The 23,442-nt window shown below is 60.7% G+C and carries 23 protein-coding genes; 16 read left to right on the plus strand and 7 right to left on the minus strand.

Annotation, left to right across the window (positions count from 1 at the left end; genetic code table 11):
- Positions 1-69 precede the first annotated feature (69 nt).
- Positions 70-342, plus strand: a complete 273-nt coding sequence (gene hupB / locus ACF8GB_RS13585) for a nucleoid-associated protein HU-beta (RefSeq protein ID WP_058603781.1) — start codon at positions 70-72, stop codon at positions 340-342.
- Positions 343-525: 183 nt separating this feature from the next.
- Positions 526-2,397, plus strand: a complete 1,872-nt coding sequence (locus ACF8GB_RS13590) for a SurA N-terminal domain-containing protein (RefSeq protein WP_078478800.1) — start codon at positions 526-528, stop codon at positions 2,395-2,397.
- 72 nt (positions 2,398-2,469) lie between these two features.
- Here the strand turns inward: ACF8GB_RS13590 and ACF8GB_RS13595 are convergent, their stop codons facing one another.
- Positions 2,470-3,510, minus strand: a complete 1,041-nt coding sequence (locus ACF8GB_RS13595) for a patatin-like phospholipase family protein (protein ID WP_058603783.1) — start codon at positions 3,508-3,510, stop codon at positions 2,470-2,472.
- A 163-nt stretch (positions 3,511-3,673) separates the two neighbouring features.
- Between ACF8GB_RS13595 and ACF8GB_RS13600 the strand changes: the two genes are divergently transcribed.
- From ACF8GB_RS13600 to ACF8GB_RS13610, 3 genes are all read left to right on the plus strand, one after another.
- Positions 3,674-3,952 (plus strand): hypothetical protein, encoded by a 279-nt coding sequence (locus ACF8GB_RS13600; RefSeq protein ID WP_023536014.1) that lies wholly within the window; start codon positions 3,674-3,676, stop codon positions 3,950-3,952.
- A 14-nt stretch (positions 3,953-3,966) separates the two neighbouring features.
- The gene (locus tag ACF8GB_RS13605; RefSeq protein ID WP_058637415.1) at positions 3,967-4,746 is read left to right on the plus strand and encodes a CHAD domain-containing protein; all 780 of its coding nucleotides are present in this window, start codon (positions 3,967-3,969) and stop codon (positions 4,744-4,746) included.
- A gap of 71 nt (positions 4,747-4,817) precedes the next feature.
- Positions 4,818-5,615, plus strand: a complete 798-nt coding sequence (locus tag ACF8GB_RS13610) for an acyl-CoA thioesterase (RefSeq protein WP_392527160.1) — start codon at positions 4,818-4,820, stop codon at positions 5,613-5,615.
- Positions 5,616-5,621: 6 nt separating this feature from the next.
- Here ACF8GB_RS13610 and ACF8GB_RS13615 read toward each other — a convergent pair whose 3' ends face one another.
- From ACF8GB_RS13615 to ACF8GB_RS13625, 3 genes are all read right to left on the minus strand, one after another.
- Positions 5,622-5,990, minus strand: coding sequence for a hypothetical protein (locus tag ACF8GB_RS13615; RefSeq protein WP_058637413.1), 369 nt, complete (start codon positions 5,988-5,990; stop codon positions 5,622-5,624).
- Between the two features lie 75 nt (positions 5,991-6,065).
- The gene (locus ACF8GB_RS13620; protein ID WP_078478799.1) at positions 6,066-7,544 is read right to left on the minus strand and encodes a methyl-accepting chemotaxis protein; all 1,479 of its coding nucleotides are present in this window, start codon (positions 7,542-7,544) and stop codon (positions 6,066-6,068) included.
- A 106-nt stretch (positions 7,545-7,650) separates the two neighbouring features.
- Positions 7,651-8,448 (minus strand): TatD family hydrolase, encoded by a 798-nt coding sequence (locus tag ACF8GB_RS13625; RefSeq protein ID WP_392474951.1) that lies wholly within the window; start codon positions 8,446-8,448, stop codon positions 7,651-7,653.
- 152 nt (positions 8,449-8,600) lie between these two features.
- Between ACF8GB_RS13625 and ACF8GB_RS13630 the strand changes: the two genes are divergently transcribed.
- Together ACF8GB_RS13630 and ACF8GB_RS13635 are read left to right on the plus strand one after the other, a co-directional pair.
- Complete coding sequence (locus tag ACF8GB_RS13630; protein WP_392474952.1) at positions 8,601-10,013, plus strand: transglycosylase SLT domain-containing protein; 1,413 nt, start codon at positions 8,601-8,603, stop codon at positions 10,011-10,013.
- 207 nt (positions 10,014-10,220) lie between these two features.
- Positions 10,221-10,529 (plus strand): hypothetical protein, encoded by a 309-nt coding sequence (locus ACF8GB_RS13635; RefSeq protein WP_144964273.1) that lies wholly within the window; start codon positions 10,221-10,223, stop codon positions 10,527-10,529.
- A 32-nt stretch (positions 10,530-10,561) separates the two neighbouring features.
- On the opposite strand, the gene greB is transcribed toward ACF8GB_RS13635, so the two are convergent.
- The 3 genes from greB to ACF8GB_RS13650 all read right to left on the minus strand — a co-directional run bounded on the left by greB (position 10,562) and on the right by ACF8GB_RS13650 (position 13,580).
- The gene (gene greB / locus ACF8GB_RS13640) at positions 10,562-11,065 is read right to left on the minus strand and encodes a transcription elongation factor GreB (protein WP_058603791.1); all 504 of its coding nucleotides are present in this window, start codon (positions 11,063-11,065) and stop codon (positions 10,562-10,564) included.
- Between the two features lie 215 nt (positions 11,066-11,280).
- Entirely contained in the window at positions 11,281-12,615 is a 1,335-nt protein-coding gene (locus ACF8GB_RS13645; protein WP_326383804.1) for an MFS transporter, read from the minus strand.
- Positions 12,616-12,659: 44 nt separating this feature from the next.
- Positions 12,660-13,580 (minus strand): SMP-30/gluconolactonase/LRE family protein, encoded by a 921-nt coding sequence (locus ACF8GB_RS13650; RefSeq protein ID WP_196124786.1) that lies wholly within the window; start codon positions 13,578-13,580, stop codon positions 12,660-12,662.
- Positions 13,581-13,783: 203 nt separating this feature from the next.
- Between ACF8GB_RS13650 and ACF8GB_RS13655 the strand changes: the two genes are divergently transcribed.
- From ACF8GB_RS13655 to msrA, 9 genes are all read left to right on the plus strand, one after another.
- Entirely contained in the window at positions 13,784-14,815 is a 1,032-nt protein-coding gene (locus tag ACF8GB_RS13655; RefSeq protein ID WP_078478795.1) for an ABC transporter substrate-binding protein, read from the plus strand.
- Positions 14,815-15,630: an ABC transporter ATP-binding protein gene (locus ACF8GB_RS13660; protein WP_058637405.1), complete on the plus strand. Its 816-nt coding sequence runs from the start codon at positions 14,815-14,817 to the stop codon at positions 15,628-15,630. The genes ACF8GB_RS13655 and ACF8GB_RS13660 overlap by 1 nt, the downstream gene beginning before the upstream one ends.
- On the plus strand, positions 15,623-16,495 hold the full coding sequence (locus ACF8GB_RS13665; RefSeq protein ID WP_392527162.1) for an ABC transporter permease: 873 nt from the start codon (positions 15,623-15,625) through the stop codon (positions 16,493-16,495). The genes ACF8GB_RS13660 and ACF8GB_RS13665 overlap by 8 nt, the downstream gene beginning before the upstream one ends.
- An 83-nt stretch (positions 16,496-16,578) precedes the next feature.
- On the plus strand, positions 16,579-17,601 hold the full coding sequence (locus ACF8GB_RS13670) for an amidohydrolase (RefSeq protein WP_078478793.1): 1,023 nt from the start codon (positions 16,579-16,581) through the stop codon (positions 17,599-17,601).
- A gap of 192 nt (positions 17,602-17,793) precedes the next feature.
- A complete protein-coding gene (locus ACF8GB_RS13675; protein ID WP_078478792.1) occupies positions 17,794-18,486 on the plus strand; it encodes an IclR family transcriptional regulator in 693 nt (230 codons plus the stop codon).
- A 434-nt stretch (positions 18,487-18,920) separates the two neighbouring features.
- Positions 18,921-20,951 (plus strand): ATP-binding cassette domain-containing protein, encoded by a 2,031-nt coding sequence (locus ACF8GB_RS13680; protein WP_392527249.1) that lies wholly within the window; start codon positions 18,921-18,923, stop codon positions 20,949-20,951.
- 17 nt (positions 20,952-20,968) lie between these two features.
- A complete protein-coding gene (locus ACF8GB_RS13685; RefSeq protein WP_392527163.1) occupies positions 20,969-22,015 on the plus strand; it encodes a glycine betaine ABC transporter substrate-binding protein in 1,047 nt (348 codons plus the stop codon).
- Positions 22,012-22,932, plus strand: a complete 921-nt coding sequence (locus ACF8GB_RS13690; protein WP_392527164.1) for a homocysteine S-methyltransferase family protein — start codon at positions 22,012-22,014, stop codon at positions 22,930-22,932. Before ACF8GB_RS13685 ends, ACF8GB_RS13690 begins: the two co-directional genes overlap by 4 nt.
- Positions 22,929-23,396, plus strand: coding sequence for a peptide-methionine (S)-S-oxide reductase MsrA (msrA, locus tag ACF8GB_RS13695; RefSeq protein WP_392527166.1), 468 nt, complete (start codon positions 22,929-22,931; stop codon positions 23,394-23,396). The genes ACF8GB_RS13690 and msrA overlap by 4 nt, the downstream gene beginning before the upstream one ends.
- Positions 23,397-23,442: the final 46 nt, after the last annotated feature.

Raw genomic sequence — 23,442 nt, forward strand, 5'->3', positions numbered from 1 at the left:
AGCACCGTTTTCACACGCTTTCTTTACATACTTAGAAACATACTCAATAGAGCACAAGGGGACTTACGAGTGAACAAGTCGGAACTGATTGACGCTATCGCCGCACAAGCTGACATTTCGAAAGCCACCGCTGGCAAAGCGCTGGACGCAGTGATCGAATCCGTCACCGGCGCCCTGAAGCAAGGCGACGATGTCGTTCTGGTCGGCTTCGGTACCTTCACTGTCAAGGATCGTGCTGAGCGTACCGGCCGCAACCCGCAGACCGGTAAGGCGATCAAGATCGCTGCCGCCAAGGTGCCAGGTTTCAAGGCAGGTAAAGGCCTGAAAGACGCCGTCAACTAAGTCGTCTCTTTCAGCCGGACCCGGCCTGGCCAGGTCCGAGCACGCTGAAGGCGGGACGCAAACGTTACCGCCTGATTCGTATGCTAAGAAAAGGCGCATCCTCGGATGCGCCTTTCTTTTATCAGGACTCTACCCACGCTCCGCGGTTGTCGACGCAGTGGTACAGCCGTCTCTGGGGGACGCATGCTGCAAAATATCAGGGACAATTCACAAGGTTGGATTGCCAAAACCATCATCGGTCTCATTGTCGTGCTGATGGCATTGACCGGGTTCGAAGCCATTTTCCAAGCCGCCAGCCACAGTCAGGATGCTGCCAAGGTCAACGGCGAAACGATCAGCCAGAACGAGTTGAGCCAGGCGGCCGACATGCAGCGCCGCCAGTTGGTGCAACAGCTGGGTAAGGACTTCGATCCTGCGCTGCTTGACGACAAGCTGCTGCGTGAAGAGGCCCTCAAGGGGCTGATCAGCCGCAAGCTGTTGCTCGAGGGTGCCAAAGACGCCAAGTTCGCGTTTTCCGACGCTGCGCTGGATCAGGTCATGCTGCAAACGCCGGAATTCCAGGTTGACGGCAAGTTCAACAGCGACCGTTTCGATCAGGTCATCCGCCAGATGGGCTATGGGCGTATGCAGTTTCGCGAGATGCTCGGTGAGGAAATGCTCATCGGGCAGTTACGTGCCGGAATCGCCGGCAGTAGCTTCGTAACCGATCAGCAAGTCGACGCTTTCGCACGCCTTGAAAAGCAGACCCGCGATTTCGCGTCCTTGACTTTCAAGGCCGATCTGGCCGCGATCAAGGTCAGCGACGAAGAGGTCAAGCAGCACTATGACGCCCATGCCAAGGAGTTCATGTCGCCTGACCAAGTCGTCATCGACTACGTAGAGCTCAAGAAATCGTCCTTCTTCGACCAAGCCAAAGTCACTGACGAGGCGCTCAAGGCTCAGTACGAGAAGGAGATCGCCAACCTTGCCGAACAGCGCCGCGCGGCGCATATCCTCATCGAGGTCAACGACAAGACGACCGATGCCCAGGCCAAAGCGCGTGCTGACGAAATCGAACAGCGCCTGGCCAAGGGTGAAGATTTTGCCGCGTTGGCGAAGGAATTTTCCCAGGATCCAGGTTCGGCCAATAACGGCGGTGACCTCGGCTTTGCCGGTCCTGGTGTGTACGATCCGGCGTTCGAACAGGCGCTGTATCAGCTGCACGACGGCCAGGTCTCAGCTCCGGTTCGTACCGAATACGGCTATCACATCATCAAGCTGCTTGGCGTCGAGGCGCCCGAGGTGCCGAGCTTCGCTAGCCTGAAAGACAAACTGACCCGCGACCTCAAGACGCCACTGGTCGAGCAGCGCTACGTGGACGCCAGCAAGCAGTTGCAGGACGCCGCCTACGAGGCCTCCGACCTGGTACAGCCGGCCCAGGACTTGAACCTCAAGGTCCAAACGTCCGCTCCGTTCGGCCGCGAAGGCGGCGACGGCATCACTGCCAACCGCTCTGTGGTGCAGGCAGCGTTCTCGGAGGAAGTGCTGGAAGAGGGTGCCAACAGCACCGCCATCGAGCTTGATCCTGAGACGACGGTGGTACTGCGCGTCAAGGAACACCGCAAGCCTGCGCAGCTGCCACTCGAAACGGTTGCCAAGAACATTCGCGAGCACCTGGCCAAGGAGAAAGCCACCGCTGCCCTCAAGGCCAAGGCGGACAAGCTGATCGCGGGTCTGCGTGATGGTTCCATCGCCCCTGCGAGCGTTCAGGAAGGCCAGGGCTGGAAGCCCTATGAAGCTGTCTCGCGTGGTCAGGACGGTATCGACCCTGTCGAGCTACAGGCATTGTTCCGTCTCGGCAAGCCGCAAGCCAAGGACAAACCCGTGTATGGCAGCGTTGTGCTGCGTGATGGCAGCCTGGTCGTGCTGCAACTCAAGGGCGTCAATGACGGTGCTGCGGCCACGGATGAAGAGAAGCAGCAGATCCGCCGCTACCTGGCGTCTCGTGCTGGTCAGCAGGACTTCGCCGCCTACCGCAAACAGCTGGAGGCCAACGCGGACATCACGCGTTACTAAATCCGTTTGGAGACACCCGACAGGCCGCCGCAAGCGGCCTGTTTTTTTACCTGAGCGAAGACGCCGCTAGCGTTAGCGTTTGACGCCCTCATGATTGTCCAATGTGTCGCGTGCAATCTCGCGCCCCAGCGCGATCAGCTCGGGCGCCTTGTAAAACTCGAAGAAGCGGCACACACGTTTGGGCACGTTGATCAGTACGTCAGGCGGATAGCCGGCGATCTTGTACTGCGCCAGTGAAGTCTGCATGACTTCGAAGCTCTGGTTGATCAAGTCCAGCAGCGAGGCGGGCCCTACGTTGTCGATGATGAACGAGCCGGTGGCAGACTTGGGCGCGCCTTCGCTTTCGGGTGCAGCCGTGGGCTGCTGCGCCTGTGGATCTGCCGACTCGGCCAGCCAAGGGTTCACGGGCGGAAAACGGTCGCGCGTCATGCCTTTTTCGATACGGACCAACTCTTCGGCGGGCTTGCGGCGAAATGGCAGGTGCGAGCCAAGCGAGTTGATCAGTGCATCGAATCGCATCTTGAAGGCTGCAGGCCGCTCTATCACCGGAAGTTGATAGTGCTTCTGGTTGGTCGCGTTGAGGTTGACCGCAATAATCAGGTCGCAATGGCTCGATACCACGGGCACGATGGGTAACGGGTTGAGGATGCCGCCGTCGACCAGCATGCGGTTACCCTGAACGACAGGCGTGAACAGACTGGGTATGGCAGCCGAGGCACGCATGGCCTGATGCAGGCAGCCTTCCTGAAACCAGATCTCCTGCTGGTTGGTCAGGTCAGCGGCAACGGCGGTATAGGGAATGCGCAATTGCTCGATGTCGATGTCGCCTACTATCTTGCGGATCTGGCCGAAGACCTTGTCGCCTCGGATGGCGCCCAGACTGAAGCTCACATCCACCAGGCGCAGGACATCCAGATAGTCCAGGCTCTCGATCCAGCGCTTGTATTGCTCAAGCTTGCCTGCAGCGTAGATGCCGCCAACCACCGCTCCCATGGAGCACCCGGCGATGCAGGCGATTTCGTATCCGCGACGTTCGAGTTCCTCGATCACGCCGATGTGCGCATACCCTCTGGCCCCGCCTGATCCGAGCACCAATGCCACGCGTTTGTTCATCAACTTCCCTCAGCATTCGCGACTTAAACACTACAATGCACGCATCGCACCCTCGGCATCAATGCGCAACCTGTCGAGCATGTGGCTTGCGAAGCCAAGCGGGCACTTTTGCAACGGGTTGGCGTCGAACGTGCATTGTTTCTTTCCCTCAGAGGTTTAACCGATGAAAGCCTGGATCTGCCTGCCGTTGATTGCCCTGACCCTTGCCGGTTGCGCTGGCAAGACGGCGTACCGTGACAGCTGTGCCACACAACTGGACGCCGCCTGGAAGGAGCTCGATCTGGCCAAGGCTGAAGGCTTCGCCGGGGCCGTGAGTTACTCCAAGGCGCTGTCGCTGCTCACTGGCGCCAAGACGCAACAGCAATTCGAGGGTTACGAGAGCTGCACGCGCAAGGCTGAAAAAGCACGCTTCTACATCCGTGAGTCCCGTGCCGGCCGTTGATCGAGGGTTGCCATGTGTCTGACATGATTGATCACCTCATCGCTCAGATCATCACCTTGCACGTCCGGCTCCTGGCGTGCCGCGAACGCCTGGCGGTCGACACCGACAGTGAAGCCTTGCACGATCTGCGCACCAGCGTGCGCCGCCTGCGCAGCCTGGTGCGACCGCTACGCGGGCTGCCGGGTGTGGAGCCACTCGAAAGTGCTGCCAAGGCTCTTGGAACGCTCACCACGCCGCTGCGCGATGGCGAGGTGCTGGGCGCCGCCCTCATTGCCCAGGGGGCCGAGCAAGCTGGCCGCAGGCGTCTGCAAGGGCGAGGACCATCTTATGCCAGCGTCGCACACAGCCCGCAGCTGACCCGGCTGCTGGCGACGGTTGATGCGTTTCCCGCGTTTGTGCGTGGCGCAGAGCGCGATGGCCTGATTAAGGGGTTGGACAAGCATATCGAGAAACGCCTGCGCAAACAGTGGCGCAAACTGGCCGCGGCCTTGCAAGATCCCGAGCACGATCGCCACCGGTTGCGGTTGCTGATCAAACGGGCGCGGTACGCAGACGAAGCCTACCCCCAGTTCGGCCACGCCCCGAAGAAGCTTCAGCGCACACTGAAACGCGCGCAGGGCGATCTGGGGGATTGGCATGACCGTCTGCAATGGCTGCTGCAAGCGCAACAGCATGCCGATCTGGCTGGCTGCATGAGCGGATGGGCACACGAACTGGAAGCGGCCGAGCGTCGGTCGGACAGCACGCTGGACGCCTTGGGTGAGGCGTTGGCCCACCACAAGCCCGGACAATGACCGATATGAAGGCTGCTGCGGGGGCTAGAGCAGGCTAGGATGGACATCCGTTACCCGTCCAGGAGCTGCCCATGACGTTTGAACAAGTGCTTGAGGCTGCCAGAGCTCACCCCGACAGCGTACGCGTGCCAGCAGGGTGGGGTCAGGGACGAGCGATCTTTGGCGGCCTGATGGCTGCCATGGTGTTCGAGGCGATGCGTGCCCGGTTAGGCCATGACCGCCCGGTGCGTTCGCTGGCCATTACCTTTGTCGCCCCTGCTTCGGCAGATACTCCGATTCGTCTGGAGGTCGAAGTATTGCGCCAGGGCACGGGTGTCAGCACGCTGCTGGGCCGCGCCGTGCAGCAGGGGCAGGTGGTGACGCTGGTACAGGGCAGTTTCGGCGCCGCACGAAGCTCTGCGGTGTCCGTACTGCCCCTACCTGCGCCGCAGATGCCAGCCCTTGAGGAAAGCGCGGCAGCCTTGCCTCACATCCCGGGAGTGACCCCGGAATTCATGAAGAACCTGGAGTTGCACTGGGCAATCGGTGGGCTGCCGTTCAGCGGCAATGACTCGCGCGTCATGGGGGGCTGGGTGCGCTTGCGTGACATGCAGGGCGGGGTAATGAGCGAGGCGCACCTGCTGGCATTGGTAGACGCATGGCCACCTAGCGTACTGCCCATGCTGAAACAGCCAGCGGCCGGCAGTACGCTTACCTGGACCATCGAGTTCGTGCAGCCTGTACGTTCACTGAACGCTGGCGATTGGTGCCAGTACCGCGTGGAGACCGAATACGCACACGAGGGCTATGGCCATGCCGCCGCCGCATTATGGAGTGACGATGGCGCGTTGTTGGCCTTGAGCAGGCAAACGGTAACGGTATTTGCCTAAAGGCCATCACCTTCGAGGCTTATGACGGTCGCGCCAGGCCTGCCACCACGCGCCACTCAGGACGAAACGCGGGAATGTGATGAACTGTTCGCTGAGCACGCGTTGAACCCGGTCAGTACGGTCGATGAAGGGCTCTTGAATGTCCGCCTCCAGGCGGTGGCCGTGACGTTGAAGCCCAATGGCCGCGACCAGGGCGAGCAGACCGACGGCCAGCTGCACGATGTCCAGCCCTAACAAGCCAGACACGATCAACAACGCACCTAGAATGAAGAGCGGAACCGCTATCAAATGCAGCACCAGGTTTGCAGGGTGACGATGGCTCTGCGGGTAGCCGCGCCATTGCCAGGCGAGCAGATTGGGTAGGCGTTTGTTCATGGGCACTTCCTCTCGATCATGCCCAAAGCTTAGTGTGCAGGCGCGCGCAGAGCCAATCGGCGCTGGCTATGAACCTTATAGCTTCAGTTGACCTATGGCCTTGTTAAGCGCGCCGGCCAGTGTCGCGAGTTCCGAACTGGTGGTGGCCGAACCTACGGTCTGCTGCACGGTTTGCTCGGTGACATCACGGATGCTGACCACGGCGCGGTTCATTTCCTCTGCCACCTGGCTCTGTTGTTCGGCAGCCACGGCGATCTGGGTGTTGCTTTCACGCATCTGCGCCACTGCGCCGGTGATCTCGGCCAATGCCGCACCTGCTTCCTGGGCCTGTTTTACACAATCGTCGGCTTTGTAGGAGCTTTCCTGCATGAACTCCACCGCATCCCGGGTGCCTGACTGCAGGGCAGACACCATGGTGGTGATCTCGTCGGTTGATGACTGAACGCGTTTGGCTAGGTTGCGCACCTCATCGGCCACCACGGCGAACCCGCGGCCCAGGTCACCGGCACGGGCCGCTTCTATGGCCGCGTTCAGTGCCAGCAGGTTGGTCTGCTCGGCAATGCTGTGAATGACGCTCACCACGCCATTGATCTTCTGGCTGTCTTCGGCCAGTTGACGGATCATTTCGGCGGTCTGCTGGACGCCGCTGGAAAGCCCGGCAATGGACGTCTGCACACGAGTGACCACGTCTTTTCCACTGCCGGCGAGCGTGTCGGCAGTCTGGGAGAGATCGCGAGTCGCCCCTGCATGCTGGGCGATATGGTAGACGGTGGCGGACATTTCATTGATGGCTGTCGCGGCTTGGTCGGTTTCGCTCTGCTGCCCCAGCATGCCGTGGCGCACGTCGTTCATGCTGGCCGCAAGACGCGCAGCACCTGAGTCGAGCTGTGCTGCAGTGGTGGCAACGGTGCTGACGATACGGTGGTAGGTACCCTGCATGGCATTGAAGGCGCCCGCCATCTGACCGACTTCGTCACCGCCGGCCAGGGGTACGCGAGCGGCCAGATCGCCGGTTTTTTCCACATGCAGCATCACGTCCTTGAGCGTGTTGAGCTGGCTGAGTAGAAAGCGGATCAGCAGTTGCGAAGCGGCGAGCATGGCCAGCATCAGAATCAGCACGCACACCGCATAATGCGAGAATCGATCGATGAAGACCTGGCGCAGGCTGGGTGACTGGGCAAGTACTGCGACGTAATGATCACCGCTTTGCAGCACATGAGCACCCTGTAATGGGTCTTGTCCCAACAGTTGGCTGGAGGGCAGTGCTACCCAGCCCTGTGCGCCGCGCAGGGCCTCCAGGGGCTCGCCGGCGAAGGAGGGCGTCTGCCCAGCACGCCAGGTGATGATGCTTGGCGAAAGAGGCAAAGGCTGGCTTTCGGGCCACGCCGCCAGCAGGCTTGCCTGGGCGGTGGCTTGGTGTACAGCCCCTTCAGCACGGGCGCGTTGCTCCAGGTGAACCGCGTACAGCACCAATAGCAACGTGGTCACGAAGGCTACGGCGTTGACCGCCCAGAACTTGTATTTCAGTGAAACATTGCTAAGCCAGGCACCCATGGGCAGGTCTTCTCTGAGTTGAGCGAAAACAATATTGGCAAGGTGCCATCATTGTGCCCAGAGCGACTCGGAGGGTGTTGATATGTATCAAGAGATATCAGGGTAGCTACGGTAATTTGAAGAATGCCTTGGCCGTGGCAGTGGTATGCGCGGCGGTTTCTTGCAGGGTTTCCCTGCGGTGCAGCGCCACTTCTCGTAGCACTTCAGGCAGGTACGCCGGCTCGTTACGCCCGTTCTTGGGCTTAGGGCGCAGGCTGCGCGGCAGTAGATATGGCGCATCGCTCTCCAGCATCAAGCGGCCGGTTGGGATACTGCCCACCAGTCCATGCAGGTGCATCCCACGTCGTTCGTCACAGATCCAACCGGTGATGCCGATGTGCAGGTCCAGGTCTAGGTAGCTGAACAGGGCAGCACGTTCCCCGGTAAAGCAATGGACCACGGCTGCTTTCAACTGGTCGCGATACTCTTTCAGGATGGCCAGCAGGCGCTCACTGGCGTCGCGCTCATGAAGGAACACCGGTAGCTGGCATTCCACGGCCAATGCCAGCTGGGCATGCAAGGCCTTTTCCTGAGCAGGGCGTGGAGAGAAGTCACGATTGAAGTCCAGGCCGCATTCGCCCACAGCGCGCACCCGCGGCTCGGCGAGCAGTTGGCGCATGTGCGCTTCGCTCTGGCTGTTCCAGCTGTTTGCATCGTGCGGGTGAACCCCGGCCGTCGCGAACAGGTGAGTTTGCGCGCTGTCCAGTTGCTGGCAAAGGTCAATTGCCTGTTCACTCACAGGCAGGCTGGTGCCTGTCAGAACCATTTGCGCGACGCCCGCTTCCAAGGCGCGGTTGACCACTTCCGCTTGGCGGTCATGGAAACTGCTGTTGGTCAGGTTGACGCCAATATCGATCAATTGCATGGTGCTACCTCGTGCCGCAGGGACGCCAGCATAGCAAAAGCCCGTGCCGAACTGGCTGTCCAAGAACTTCGAGTCCAGGGCATGGTCTTTTTGACCTCAAGCCCAAACGTGGCGAACGTCATTTGGCTACCCACTCACGACGGATACCTTGAATGCCACGCTACTGGCTCATGTTCATGCTGCTGTTAGGGCTGCCCCTGGCCAGCCAGGCGCAGACGCAGGTACGTCCCCCGGGCCCGCAGCACCACATCCCGCCGGCCAATGCCCGCGATCTCCAGCACATTCGCAGCAGCAAGGTCTTGCGCGTGCTGGTCAATCAAAGCCGCAACAGCTCCGGCGAAGTGAAGGGCGAGCCGGTGGGCGTCGAATACTACCGCCTGCGCGCGCTCGAGCACTTCCTCAATGCCCGGGCACAGGACAGCCAGCGCATCGAACTCAAACTGATCCCCCGCGCCAAGGAGCAACTCCTGGGCGCACTGGGGCGCGGGGAGGGCGATTTGGCCGCCCCAGGCGAACTGCTCGATCCTGCCACGGTGCGTAATGTCGTGGCGACTGCCCCAGTACGTGATCAGGTGACGCTGGTGTTGGTCGGACGCAAGGGCGAGCGCACCTTCAGCCAGGCAGAACAGTTGTCAGGCCGCACCATCGCGCTGACCAGCGCAAGTGCCGCGGGCCCGGTGATTGAGCAACTGAACCAGCGCCTGGCCTTGCGCAAGCGCCCTGCGGTCAAGGTCGAGTGGGTGGATCCGACCCTGGCTATCGAGGATGTGCTGGAGATGGTCCAGGCCGGGATCTATCACTTGACCGTGGTCGAGCAGCCAATCGCCCGCCGCTGGTCAAAGGTCATGCCGAAGCTGCGTTTCAACCCACGCGTGCACTTGGGGCCCCCACAAGCCATGCGCTGGTACGTTGGGCGTAACTCGCCGCAGTTGCAGGCATCGGTCGACCGCTTCCTAAAAAACTATCGTGCCCCTGACAACGAGGATGCAGCGTTCGAGCGCATCTATCGGCGTCAGTACCGGGTACACAACCCGCTCGCCCGTCAGGACCGCCAGCGGTTGGCCTCGGTCAGTGCCGTGTTGAAAAAGCATGGCCAAGCGCAGCAGATCGACTGGCTCAACCTTGCCGCCTTGGCATTCAAGGAGTCGACCCTCAACCCGGCCGCACGCGGGGCAGGGGGCGCACACGGGTTGATGCAGATCACGCCGGCAGCTGCCCAGCGGGTCGGGGTCAGCAACATCAAGACGGTGGACGGCAATGTCCAGGCCAGCGCGCGTTACCTGGCCCTGATCCGGCGCAAGTTCTTCTCCAGCCCCCGCATCAATGAGCGTGAGCGCATGGCGTTCGTGTTGGCCGCCTACAACCTGGGCCCCGAGCGCGTGCAAGCCATGCGCGCCGAAGCGCGCAAGCGTGGGCTCAACGGTAACCAATGGTTCTTCCAGACCGAACGCATCGCCATGGAGCAGGTGGGCATGGGGCCGGTCAACTTCGTCAACAGCGTGAACAAGTACTTCCTGGCGTTCAATCGGGAACGGCGAGTGCTGGAGCCCAAGGGCAAGCACTGAGCAGGGCCGCACCGGAGCAGGCAATTGGCCAGAATCGGGCGCTTGCATGTTCGGTTCAATCGCTCTAGCATGACGCCTGCGCCGATTTAAACAGCTACTTGCGGGGCGCAGAGACGCCTCAGGGGTGTCCCGAAATACCGCTAAAGCGCTGGTTCGGTGACGCCTCCCACCGCTGCCCAGCGAGATTGGCGAGGCGGAGAATGCACCATGAGTTGCCCACGTACCAGCGTCTGTCTGAGCCCTCTGCCTGTCAGTCAGGCATCGCGTACCCCGCGCATCCTGCTTGGGGGGCCGCACCAGCCCACACTTTTGCGCCACCTCGAAGGTTTGTCCCGTCGAAGGGGCCAGGCCCGCGCATTCCTGATTCAGTTCGCCGAGACCGGCGAGCATTTCGCCCAGTACGCCAATGACCGGTTCGACCTTGCCGTGATTCAAGCACCCGCGGCCGAGGCCTCGGCCGAAGTGATCGGCCACCTGGTGCGTATCGCACGCCAAGGCCTGATCACGGCACGCTGAAAAGCCTGCCGTCCCGCGGCGGTGCAAAAGAATCAGGGTTTGACGAACCGGGGCGCGGTTTCGTGTGCATCGTATTGAATGTCGGTGACGTCCCAGTAGGCTTCCCCCGTTGGCGTGCGCACCGTGATCTCGTCCCCGACGCATTTGCCTATGCAGGCCCGGGCCATCGGTGAATCAATGGAAATGAAGTCCTTGCGGTCGTAGATCTCATCCGCGCCGACGATTCGGAACCGCTTGCTTTCGTCCTCCTCGTTGGCGATGGTTACCCACGCCCCAAAGAACACTTTTCCTTCCTGCGCGGGCGAGTAGGGCACCACGCGCAGGTTCTCGATGCGCTTTCTAAGGTAGCGCACACGCCGGTCGATTTCCCTCAACCGTTTCTTGTTGTACTGGTAGTCCGCATTTTCACTGCGATCGCCCAGGGACGCTGCCCAGGTCACTTTGCGCGTGATCTCCGGTCGCTCATCGCGCCAAAGCCAGTCCAGTTCATCTTTAAGGGCTTGGTAGCCTGCTTCGGTGATGAGGTCAGTCGCCATGTGTGCCTTTTTCCGTATTCGAACCTGGCCGACAGGGTCGCTGCGCGCACGGGGAGGCGGCGCAGGGTAGCCGGGAGGCTACAGACGTTAACCGCCCAGCAGCGCCATGTACAAGCACTGGGTACTGTGGTTGGAAGAAGGGGCGACGGCTTGGGCCGGCAGAGCCACCGTCCGCTTACTGCGGACGGTGGCGGTCAGGGCGCAGCTCCTGGGCATCAAGCCGTTTGGCCGTGGCCTTGGGGCGTCCGGCGCTTGGCAGGATCACCCAGCCACAGCATCAGGCAGGTACCGATCAACAGAATCGATGCAACCGCGAAGAAAGGCAGCGTGAAGCTTTGCGTGGCATCTTTGATCAGGCCGATCAGGAATGGGCCGGTGAACCCGCCGAGATTGCCGATCGAGACGATCATGGCCAAGCCGCCAGCGGCCGCACGGCCGGTCAGAATGGTCGATGGAATGGCCCAGAAGGTCGCCTGGAAAGACAAAATCCCGGAGACAGCCATGCACAGGCAGGCGATCTTCATCACCGGCTGCTCGATCAACGCTGCGCCCACCAATGCCAAGGCCGCGAAAGCGAGCGCGCTGGCGACGTACGGAAGACGGTGCTCACTGCGGTTGGCCAGGCGTGCCCATAGGGTCATGGCCGCTGCACCCAGCAGGTAAGGCAGTGCTACCACGAAACCTACGGTCCCGCTGGAAATACCCAGGCTCTTGATGATTTGTGGAAGCCACAGGCCGATGCCAATGGAGCCCACGATGCAGCAGAAATTGATCGCAGCCAGCGTAAACACCTTCGGATTGGTCAGTGCAGCGCGCAGGGTCGTGCCGTGGGATGCACCTATCGCTTGTTGCTCCTGAGCCAGGCGCTGAGTGAGCCAGGCTTTCTCCCGGGGCTTGAGCCACTTGGCCTTGGCCGGGGTGTCGACCAACACGAACAGGCAGGCAATGCCCAGCAGCACTGCCGGCATTGACTCGGTCACCAGCAGCAGCTGCCAGTTCTTGAGCCCCCAGACACCGTGCTGCTCCATCAGCCAACCCGACAACGGTGAGCCGACAATGTTGGCCACAGGGATGCCCAGCAGGAACGCCGCCGTGGCCTTGGCCCGCCACTTGCCTGGGAACCAGTAGGTGAAATACAGGTAGACCCCAGGGGTGAAGCCTGCTTCGGCCAGCCCCAGAAGGAACCGTGCGATGCTGAAGCTGATGGGCCCGGTGGCGAATGCGGTGGCCATCGAGATCAGACCCCAGGTGATCATGATCCGTGCGATCCATACCCGCGCGCCAAAGCGCTGCATCAGTAGGTTGCTGGGGATTTCAAACATGAAATAGCCGAAGAAGAACAGGCCCGCCGCCCAACCGAACATCGTCGCTGTCAGGCCCAGGTCCTGATTCATGCTGATGGCGGCGAACCCCACGTTCGTGCGGTCGAGGTAGCTGATCACGTAGCAGATGAAGATGAATGGCACCAGGCGCCAGAGGATCCGGCGCATCAGGCGTTCACCCTCGGCGTCACTGAGCGGCGCTTGTGCGCTAGGGTTTTCGTAAGTCATGTCGTCACTCTTTTTGTAGTTGTGGTGTGCGCTGACAGGCGCGTTCAGCTGTGGGAGAACATCGGCAATCCTGGTGTGTGGGTACGGACCTGCAGGATGCTGCCGGTCTCGGATTCGGTGATGAACAGCGTCTGGCCATCGTCGCCACCAAATGCCAGGTTGGTGTTGCTGATACCTGCGCAGGAGACGATGCGTTGCAGGGGCTCGGCGACCCTGGACAGCTTCCACACCGAGCCGAACCCGGTATGGGCGATGTACAGATTGCTCTGGGCGTCCAGGGCCAGACCGTCCGGGCCCCCGAGCCCACCGTGGAGCTGCGCGAAGACGCCAACCTTGCCGATCATCGAACCGTTGCCCAGCGGGATGCGCCAGATTTGCTGAGCGCGGGTGACCGCTATCAACAGGTGGTTCAGATTGGGGTCATAAACGATGCCATTGGGGCTGGGAATGGTGTTGAGCAGGCAGCTCAAATTGCCTTGGGCATCGAGTTTGTAGACCCGTCCGGTAGGGTCCTGTAAGCCAGTCTGGCCTTGGTCGGTAAAGTACAGGTCGCCGTTGGGCGCAAACACGAGGTCGTTGACGCCCTTGAACCCTTCAGAACCGGCCGAATCGAGCAGCGGTTCGATGGTCCCGGAGTGCGGGTCGAGCACCATGAGCCCGCGCTTGTAGTCCGTGATGAAGATTCGTCCGTCCTGATGGATTTTCAGGCCATTGGGCCAGCCGTCGTACTGGCACACCAATTCCCACTCGCCTTGAGGTGAGATGCGGAAAATTCGGCCGTTGGGTATGTCCGTCACGTAAAGCCGACCTGATCGATCAAACGAAGGGCCTTCAAGGAACGAATCGATGGCCCGACCCTGGCGATTGGCGTTGGCCCAGGCGGTAGGCCGTGGGCTTCGGAAATGATCGGGCAGGCGCGTGAAAACGGTGGTCTCGACAGTCGGTGGGGCAGCGAAAAAGCTCATGCTCAGGCTCCTGGCCGCTGAGGGCACAAAAGGACAGGATCGTTGGGTTTTATGTTTTTAATGCAACGTCATTTCAAAATAAATCATTATTTGAAAAAATGCGAGAGGCTTGATCCGTGATTTTCACGCTTGACATGGTTGTACCGTTTATGAGTTTCTCTAAAGGAAATGGCGTTCCAAAATAAAAACAACTGGAGATTGCTATGCAGAAGCGCTCATTGCGTTTGAGTCGTCGCCTGACGCGGCCCTTGAAGGCCTTTTCATGGGTCTTGGCCCTAGGCGCGCTCGGCAGCCCCGCACTGGCCGAGCAAGACCGCGTAACCCTGGCGATCCAGTACGGCTACGCCTACTTGCCAGTCACCGTTGCTGACAAACTGGGCTTGTTCCGTCAGCAAGCCCAGGCCCATGGTCAGCCGCAAGCCTCTTTCGAAATCAAGCGCATCAGTGGTGCGCCAGCGATCAATGACGCGCTGATCAGTGGCAACGTCGATATCGGTGGTTATGGTTTGTCAGGCACGCTGATCGCCTGGGAAAAGACGCGGCGATCGTTGGATGTGCGAGCGTTGTGCGCACTGGTGGCAGGGGACAACGCGCTGTTCGTGAATGACCCTGCGATCAAGTCACTCGCCGATTTCAAAGCCGATGACAAGATCGCCGTCAGCTCTCCCAGTGGCCAGCAGGCATTGTTGCTGCAGATGGCTGCGCAGCGACAGTTTGGCCCTGATCAAATACACAAGCTCGATCACTTGATGGTGAGCCTGCCTCACCCCGATGCAATGTCCAGCCTGCTCAACAAGGCTGGGATCAAAGGCTATATCGGGCCCAATCCGTACAGCTATCAACTGGCCCAGGACCCTCGAGTAAGCAAGTTGTTCGACTTCTCGAGCGAGCTCGACAAGCGTATGACCAGCGGTGTCCTGACCAGCACAGGGCGCTTCGTCAAGAACAACCCCCAACTGAGTGCCGCGGTAGTAGCGGCGATCAACGAAGCCAATGCGTATATCCGCAAGGAACCACGCAAAGCCGCAGAGCTGTTCCTGGCCAGCGAGCCGTCCAGTCTGTCGCTCGATCAGGTCGAAGACATGCTGCGCCAGGTCAGCGGTGAGTGGTCCGTGCAGCCGAGCGGCGTCATGGCCTTGGCCGAGTTCATGGTGCGTTCGGGGGCCTTGAAAAAAGCCCCGGACAACTGGCAGTCGGTTTTCTTCGCACCGGTCGCTGATGGGGAGGGGAGCTGATGAGTCTGTTATCTCCCATCGCCGCCCCCTCACAGGCAAAGACCCGTGCGGTGCTTTGCGTGGATAACGTGACGTTGCAGTACAAGACCCGTGACCAATTGATCACCGCGACTCACCAGGTCTCTTTTGACGTACAGCGCAATGACCGCTTTGTCCTGCTGGGGCCATCAGGCTGCGGCAAATCGAGTCTGCTCAAGAGCGTCGCAGGATTTATCGAACCCGTGGCAGGCCAGATCTGCCTGGATGGACAGGTAATCCGGGAGCCTGGCCCTGATCGCATGATGGTTTTCCAGGAGTTCGATCAGTTGATGCCATGGAAGACGGTAATGGCCAACATCATGTTCCCGATGCAGATGACAAGGCGATTTCCACGCACCGAAATTACCGAACGCGCGGCGCGTGCCGCCGCCAAGGTGGGGCTTGAAAAATTCAAGGATGCCTATCCGCACCAGTTGTCAGGCGGGATGAAGCAGCGGGTTGCCATCGCCCGAGCCCTGGCAATGGAGCCTGCGATGCTGTTGATGGATGAACCCTTCGCCGCGCTTGATGCGTTGACCCGACGCCGCATGCAGCAAGAGCTGCTGGAACTGTGGGAGCAAGCACCGTTCACCCTGATGTTCGTGACCCACTCGATCGACGAGGCCATTGTTCTGGGTACAAGAATCCTGGTCCTGACGCCACACCCGGGGCAGGTACGCGCAGAACTCGATGCCAGCGCATTCGGCTTCGCCGACCAGGGCAGCGAGCTGTTCGCTCAACTGCACCAGCGTATCAGCCATATGCTTTTCGGCCACACGGAGACAGCCCATGGATAAGCCTTCGATCCAGCCCCGAGCCGATGTGGAGTATGCACCGGTGCCACCGGGACAGGTAGGGGACGTCGCTCGGCAACTGGGTCTGGTAGAACGTGTTCTCGCTCATACCGGGATACGCCGGGCGTTGGTGCTGGTGATGTTGGCCCTGATATGGGAACTCTATGCCCGTTATCTGGACAACCCGCTGATGTTCCCAGCCTTCAGCGAGACCGTAGTGGCGATGGTTGGGGACCTGCTCAATGGTGTATTGCCCCAGGCCGTGTTCAGCTCACTCAAGGTACTTTTGATGAGCTATGCCGTGGCCATCGGTTTGGCAGCGATCCTGACCTCACTGGCCGTGTCGACCCGCTTGGGCACGGACGTACTGGCGACACTCACTGCGATGTTCAACCCGCTGCCAGCCATTGCGATCCTGCCCCTGGCCATGCTGTGGTTCGGTTTGGGCATACAGAGCCTCATGCTGGTGATTGTGCATTCGGTACTGTGGGCCGTCTCGCTCAGTACCTATTCCGGTTTTCAATCTGTCAGCCAGACCCAACGCATGGCAGGGCGTAACTATGGCTTGCGCGGCTTGCGCCTGGTCACGCGTATTCTCATCCCCGCTGCTGTACCGTCCATTCTGGCGGGACTGAAAATCGGCTGGGCGTTTGCCTGGCGCACCCTGATCGCCGCCGAGCTGGTATTCGGGGTGTCCGGTAATTCCGGAGGCCTGGGCTGGTATGTCTTCCAGCACCGCAACGCGTTGGAAACGCCTAACGTCTTTGCCGGTTTGCTGATGGTCATCGTCATCGGATTGGTGGTCGAAGGACTGGTATTTCGCAGCATCGAACTTGTCACCGTGCGCCGCTGGGGCATGCAGGGCTAAGTGCTTCACCGCATCGATGCCCCTTCATGCCAGCCCCAGCGGATGGCATGGAGGGATATCGGTGCGGCGAACAGGAGATAAACATGCAAACACCCCACGCCCCCGTGCGGCCGCAGTGGCTTGCGCAGTGGCGCGAAGCCGCCCTGGAGCCTGAGCGCGTCATCATCGACGCTCACCACCACCTGTGGGACCGCCCCGGCCAGCGCTACCTTGCCGAAGACTACCTGGCCGACCTGGCGTGTGGTCATCGGGTGGTGGGTTCCATTTACGTGCAGTGCCGCTCGATGCTGGCTGTCGATCGTCCAGAGGCCTTCCAGCCGGTAGGTGAGGTGGAATACGTCAACGGTGTCGCTGCCTACAGTGCCAGCGGCCTGCTGCAGGACTTGCGGCTATGTGCGGCCATTGTGGCAGGCGCCAATCTGTCGCTTGGCGATGCGGTAGCGCCGGTGCTCGACGAGATGCTGGCCCGTGCTGGGACGCGCCTGCGCGGTATTCGCAACACCACTGCCTGGCATGCCGATCCGAGGCTGATTTCCAACCCCAAGCCGCCACCTCCCGGCGTGCTTCTGGAACCTGCGTTTCACCGAGGTGTTGCTCAGCTTCAACAGCGTGGGCTGGTACTGGATGTCTGGGCTTACCACACCCAGCTCGATGAAGTGCTTGAGGTCGCCCGAGCCTTTCCCGACCTGCTGATCGTCGTTGATCACCTCGGCGGGCCGCTGGGGGCTGGCCCATACGTCGGTCAACGCGATGCGGTGTTCATGCAGTGGTCGGCAGGTCTTTGCCGGTTGGCGCAATGTCCGAATGTGCGACTGAAGCTAGGGGGGTTGGGTATGAAAGTCGCGGGGTTCGACTACCACCTTGCCCTAAAACCGCCAAGCTCGGTCATCCTGGCGGAGCAATGGCGACCCTATCTGTTGCATGCCATAGATTGCTTCGGCGTGGAGCGTTGCATGTTCGAAAGCAACTTCCCGGTGGACAAGGGCATGTTCGGCTACGACGTGTTGTGGAACGCGTTCAAGCGTGTAGTGACAGACTTTACCGAACCTGAAAAGAATCGGCTGTTCAGCGGGACTGCCCGTGAGACCTATCAGCTCATGAGCTGAGCGGTTGATTCACCTGATTGCAGGCCAGCTCCCAACCAGATGGGCTCGTTCAGCCGGCGTTCCTTCGCTGCAGAATTCGCAACATTGCAACCGACGTGGTCAGCTGTGATGGCGGTCGTCGGGGCATTGCCAGATAATGGACGCTTTCAATGCCGCCAATGACTTGCATCATTCACAGGTGAGGAACTTTCGATGGTAAATGTCCGGCCGCGTCCAGCGGTTAATGGAGTGGCTTCGGCCGACCGCGTGCTGACGGTGCTTTCTGCGTTTCAGGTGGGGGACACGGCGCTGACGCTTGTCGAGCTTGTCGAGCGCACCGGGCTGATCAAAAGTACCATCATGCGCCTGATGGTTTCGCTTGAGAATCACGGCTATGTCAACCGCATGGCCGACGGTCGCTATCAACTGGCCAGTGAAGTGATGCGACTTAACGCCGTGTACGAAGAGGGTATCGATCTGGAGCGGCACGTGATGCCCAGGCTGCACCTTCTGGCCGAGCGTACGGGTGAAACGGCGTCGTTCTACGTGCGCCACGGGGCCTACCGCATGTGTCAGTACCGGGTGAATTCCCCCCATCGTCTACGCATGCACGTGCAACCTGGCGATATGCGTCCGATGGACGATGCTGCCGGCGCCCAGGCATTGCGCACACCGTTTGCCAGCGGCATCACCATGCAGCAGCCGTTCTTCTCGATGGGGGCCACTGACCCGCATGCGGCTTCGGTAGCCTTCCCCGTCTACGGGGCAGGTGATGAATTGGTCGGTGCATTGGTGCTGTCAGGCCCTTCAAGCCGCTTGACGCCAGAGTGTGTCGAGGCGATCAACGACGTCTTTCTCGACGCAACCCGCGATCTGATGCGCAGCCTCGGTTGCAAGGCCGCCTAGTCTTCAATGCCTCTTCAGCTAGCCGTTCACCGCCGTTGCACAATGCGCGGTCTTCATTCGAAAGCCTGGTGATCTGCGAGGCTTCTCGATCCCTCAAGCGCCAGGCACGTCAGGCTTGGCGACCTTCCCAGTTGGCGCGCTTGCAACCAACGCAAATAGGCTTGGCGCAAGCGTGTGCCTGCGCCTAAGCTAATTCCAAAAAGATATTTATAAAAGATTTTTAAGATCGATTAGATTTAACTCGATCGGCGCGATTCGCTGCCTTCGCCGATCAGCTTGCAGCCGCTCGATCATTCAGGTCGCAGGCTTGCGGCTTAATCCATCTCACCCCCTGAAGCCAGCGCCTGCTTGCAACAGTGGTTTCATGCTCGGAGTCCCCCGTGACAATCAATCAGAGTGCCTTGGCCGAGAAGCCCCTTCCGTCTCGCCACGTTATCGCTCGTCCTGACAACGACAGAGGGCGTGGCGTCGATGCTGCCCTTGAGTTCAGGGGCGTTACCAAGGCTTATCCTGGCGGCGCATCCGTGTTGCCCGCTGTCGATCAGGTCAATTTGGAAGTGCGGCGGGGAGAGGTGCTGTGCTTGATGGGCACATCCGGCAGCGGAAAGTCCACGTTACTTCGGCACATCAACCGGCTGATCAAGCCCTCCAGTGGCGAAGTCCTGGTCGATGGTCAGGCCATCGGCAACCTGGACGCAAGGGCGCTGCGAGCGTTGCGGTCCCGGCGTATCGGCATGGTCTTCCAGCACTTCGGGCTGTTACCCCACCGCACCGTCCTGGACAATATCGCATTGCCATTGGAATTGCGGGGTACCCCAGAGGCGGTTCGTCATGCAGCGGCCAAGGTGCAGCTACGCGCAGTCGGGCTGGAGGGCTGGGCCGAGCATTATCCCCACCAGCTGTCCGGCGGCATGCAGCAGCGGGTCGGCCTGGCGCGGGCTTTGGTGAGCGAACCGGACATCCTGCTGATGGACGAGCCCTTCAGCGCGCTCGATCCTACCATTCGACGAGACCTGCAAAATCACTTCATGGCGTTAGTCCGTGAGCGCGGTATTACCACCTTGTTGGTTACGCATGACCCCGCAGAGGCCCTGCGCCTGGGTGATAGGATCGCGATCATGCGCCAAGGTCGCCTCGTTCAGGTCGGTACCCCAGCGCAATTGCTGGAAGCACCGGCCGACAGCGAAGTGGCCGACTTCTTTCAGGACCACACCAAGGTCATGCCGCGCGCACGTTCCGTCGCCCCTGCGGCTCCGAAAGAAAACCCCCGAGCAATGCCTGGCCGCACCGTCGTTGGCCGCTGGCAAGCCCTGTTGATGGGGCCTGCGGCGCTGGCCGCCGCCGGCAGAGGCGGCGCCTTCTGGCTCTGCTTGGCCACTGAACTCGCAGCGCTTGCGGTATTGGCCCAGAGCATCGTCGGTTCATCGACGTTGGCAGCCCTGGCGGCCCTGGCCGTATTCGTGACGAACCGAATCATAGCGGCCTCGTTGAGTCGCCAACCGGTGTCGCTCTCCGAGTCAGGCTGGGCGGTGCCGCTTGCAGTACTGATGGTGAGTCAGGTGCTGGTGATCTGGCGTGTGTTTGCACCCGAGACAGGTCACGTTTTGCAGCAGTTTCCGGCTGACCGCCAGCTGATGTTGCAGGTGGCCCAGAGCATCGACCAGTTCATCGCATGGTCGCAGGTGAACTTCGAGCGTGCTTTCATCGGGGTCATCTACATCGTACGCGGCGTCATCGACGGTATCGAGAGTGGGCTGGGCTGGCTGCCTTGGCCCGTTCCTGCCTTGGCGCTGGTACTTCTGGCTTGGCGCTCGGCTGGAACGACGCTTGCGCTGACCAGCACTGCGGCAGTCTTGTACATCGGTCTGTTCGGCTTCTGGGAGCGCACTGTCTCCACCTTGGCGCTGGTCGGCTCTTCGGTATTGATTGCATTGCTCATCGGCGTTCCGACCGGGATCCTGCTGGCCAAGCGTGCGCGGGTGCGACGGCTGGTCACACCGCTACTGGATGTGATGCAAACGCTGCCAACGTTCGTTTATCTGATCCCTGCAGTGGCCTTTTTCTCGGTAGGCAAGACCCCGGCTGTGATCGCCACGGTGGTTTTCGCCCTGGCGCCGATGATCCGTCTGACATCGCTGGGCATCCAGGAAGTACCCAAGGAAACCGTCGAGGCAGCGCTCGCCCATGGCGCAAGCCCTTGGCAAGCGCTGCTCAAGGTGGAGTTGCCGTTGGCACGCCGGTCACTGTTGCTGGGTATCAATCAGACCATCGTCATGAGCCTGTCGATGGTCGTGGTCGCCGCGCTGATCGGCGCTGGTGGGCTGGGCTACGACGTCATGACTGCGCTGCGCAACATCAAAGGCGGGGAGGGCGTGCTGGCAGGCGTGGCGATAGTGCTGTGCGCGCTCATACCCGACCGGATCATTCAATCGAGCTTGCGCCAGCAAGACCCTCTTCGTACCTGAACACAGCGAGAACCCACATGAACAGACACCTGCCCAGCAAACTGGGGACCGCCGCACTGCTGGTTTCCCTTATCTTGCCTGCAGCAGCCTCGGCGAAGGAATCGATCGTCATCGGTGAGCAGAACTGGACCGGCGCGATTGCCATTCAACACATCCTGGGCGAAGTCATTCAGAGCCGTCTGGATGGCGAAGTTTCTTACCTGGCAGGCGATGTGCCGGTGCTATTGAGCGCTGCGGCAAAAGGGGATGGCTCGGTTGACGTGCTGACCGACATCTGGCTGCCGAACCAGTCGGCGGCCTGGGCCAAGTACGTCAGCGGTGGGACCAAGTCCTTGGTACCCAATGCCCATCCCTACACCGGTGTTCAGGGCTTCTACATCCCGGGTTACCTGCAGGACAAATACGGCGTCAAGTCCATCTACGATCTCAACAAGCCTGAAGTGGCCAAGCTGTTCGAGCCGTTGGGCGGTGGCCAGGCGCAATTGCTGGTGGGCCCTGCGGGTTGGGAGTCCACCTACATTGGCCAGATCAAGGCCAAGGATTACGGCTTTGCCGACAAGTTCGAAGCGATCTCGACCGAGGCCTCGGTGACGTACGCCAAGCTGGCGTCAGCCTACAAAGCGCAGCGCGGTGTGGTGTTCTACGCCTACACGCCCGATTGGGTGTTTTCGGCATTCGACCTGCGGCGCCTGGAAGAGCCGGCGTTTGACGGCTATGCCCAGGACAACAAGAAGGGTGACCCGCTTTACAAGGCCGATGGATGCTGGAAGTTCATAAGCCCTACAGTAGACGCCGATTGGCTGAACAAGAGCAAGATCACCTGCGCGTTCCCCGATGCCAAGGTCTATGTGCTTGCATCCGCTGGGCTGCAAAAACGCGCGCCGAAGGTCGCAGCGTTCCTGCACAATTTCGCCATTGACCCCAGCGATCTCAATGCGTTGATACTGAAGATCGAAAAGGAACAGGTACCTGCTGATGTCGCAGCCAAGGCTTGGATCCAGGATCATCAGGCCACCGTCGAGCAATGGCTGGCCGCAGCTCCCGCACAGGGCCAAGCCCAATGAGCCAGAGTCCGATTCACCTGCTTGACGGCGGAATGGGGCGGGAACTCAAGCGCAGCGGAGCGCCTTTCAGGCAACCGGAATGGTCAGCGCTCGCGCTGATCGAGTCCCCAGAGCACGTGCTCCAGGCGCACGAGGCGTTCATAAGGGCCGGCGCGCGGGTCGTGACGACCAACAGTTATGCTGTGGTGCCTTTTCACCTAGGCCAGACGCGCTTCGCCGAGCAGGGGCGAGCGCTTGCCGATCGCGCAGGGCGGCTTGCTCGCCAAGCGGCGTCGCAAAGCGCTGTCCCTGTACGCGTCGCCGGCTCCCTGCCGCCGGCGCTCGGATCTTATCGACCCGACCTGTTCGACCATCAGGCTTCTGTGGCCATCCATCAGGAGCTGATTGCAGGGCTGCAAGAGCATGTAGACGTATGGCTGGCTGAAACGCAAAGCTCAACGGCCGAAGTGCAGGCCGCTGCCCAGGCGCTGGGTGAGCGTTCCAAGCCGCTGTGGGTGTCCTATACGCTGATCGACGATGCCGATCACCCGCCACGTTTGCGTTCAGGGGAGTCGGTGGCTGATGGCGTGCGCTGCGCCCTCTCGGTCGGAGCCAAGGCAGTGCTGTTCAATTGCAGTCAGCCAGAGGTCATGGGGGCTGCGTTGGAGCAGGCTCAGGCCGTCCATGGCGGTATTGAGCAGCGTGTGGAGCTGGGGGTTTATGCCAACGCTTTCCCGCCGGTGTCGCAAGAGGCCGAGGCCAACACTACGTTACTGGACATCCGTGCAGACCTCGGGCCTGAGCCCTACCTGGACTGGGCCAGAATCTGGGTCGCCGCAGGCGCCACGATCATAGGCGGGTGCTGTGGTATCGGCCCTGAACATATCGAACAACTTCATAGACACTTCGCGATTGAGCCAGAGGGCATCACCTCATGACGGACAGACAACCACAGCAACGTGTGGAGCAGGCGACTTTTGGTGCGGGCTGCTTCTGGGGCGCCGAAGCGGCCTTCCGAGCTTTGCCGGGTGTAGTAGACAGCCGAGTGGGCTTTGCGCGATCAGCCCAGGGGGAGGCTGACATGATCGAGGTGGTCCAGGTCGACTTCGATCCAGGCCTGACGTCGTACAGCCAACTGGTGGGGCATTTCTGGGGGCTGCATGATCCTACGTCGGTCGATCGTCAGGGCACGGATATTGGCGTCAAATATCGCTCTGCGCTTTTCGTGAGTAACCTTGCTCAGGCTGAATTGGCACAAGCCGCCAAGCACTACTTGGAGGCCTCAGGGAAACTGAGCAAGCCAGTGGCGACCGTCATCTTGCCATTGGGTGACTTTCAGTTGGCTGACCAGGACCAGCAGCGGTATTTGGAGAAGCACGGCCTGGGCAGCTGCTCGCTGTAAGCCTGGCATGTCGCCAAGACGGTCCTGCGTCACGCAGAACCGTCCT

This window comes from Pseudomonas sp. xss_4, assembly GCF_043104125.1.
GTDB lineage: Bacteria > Pseudomonadota > Gammaproteobacteria > Pseudomonadales > Pseudomonadaceae > Aquipseudomonas > Aquipseudomonas parafulva_B.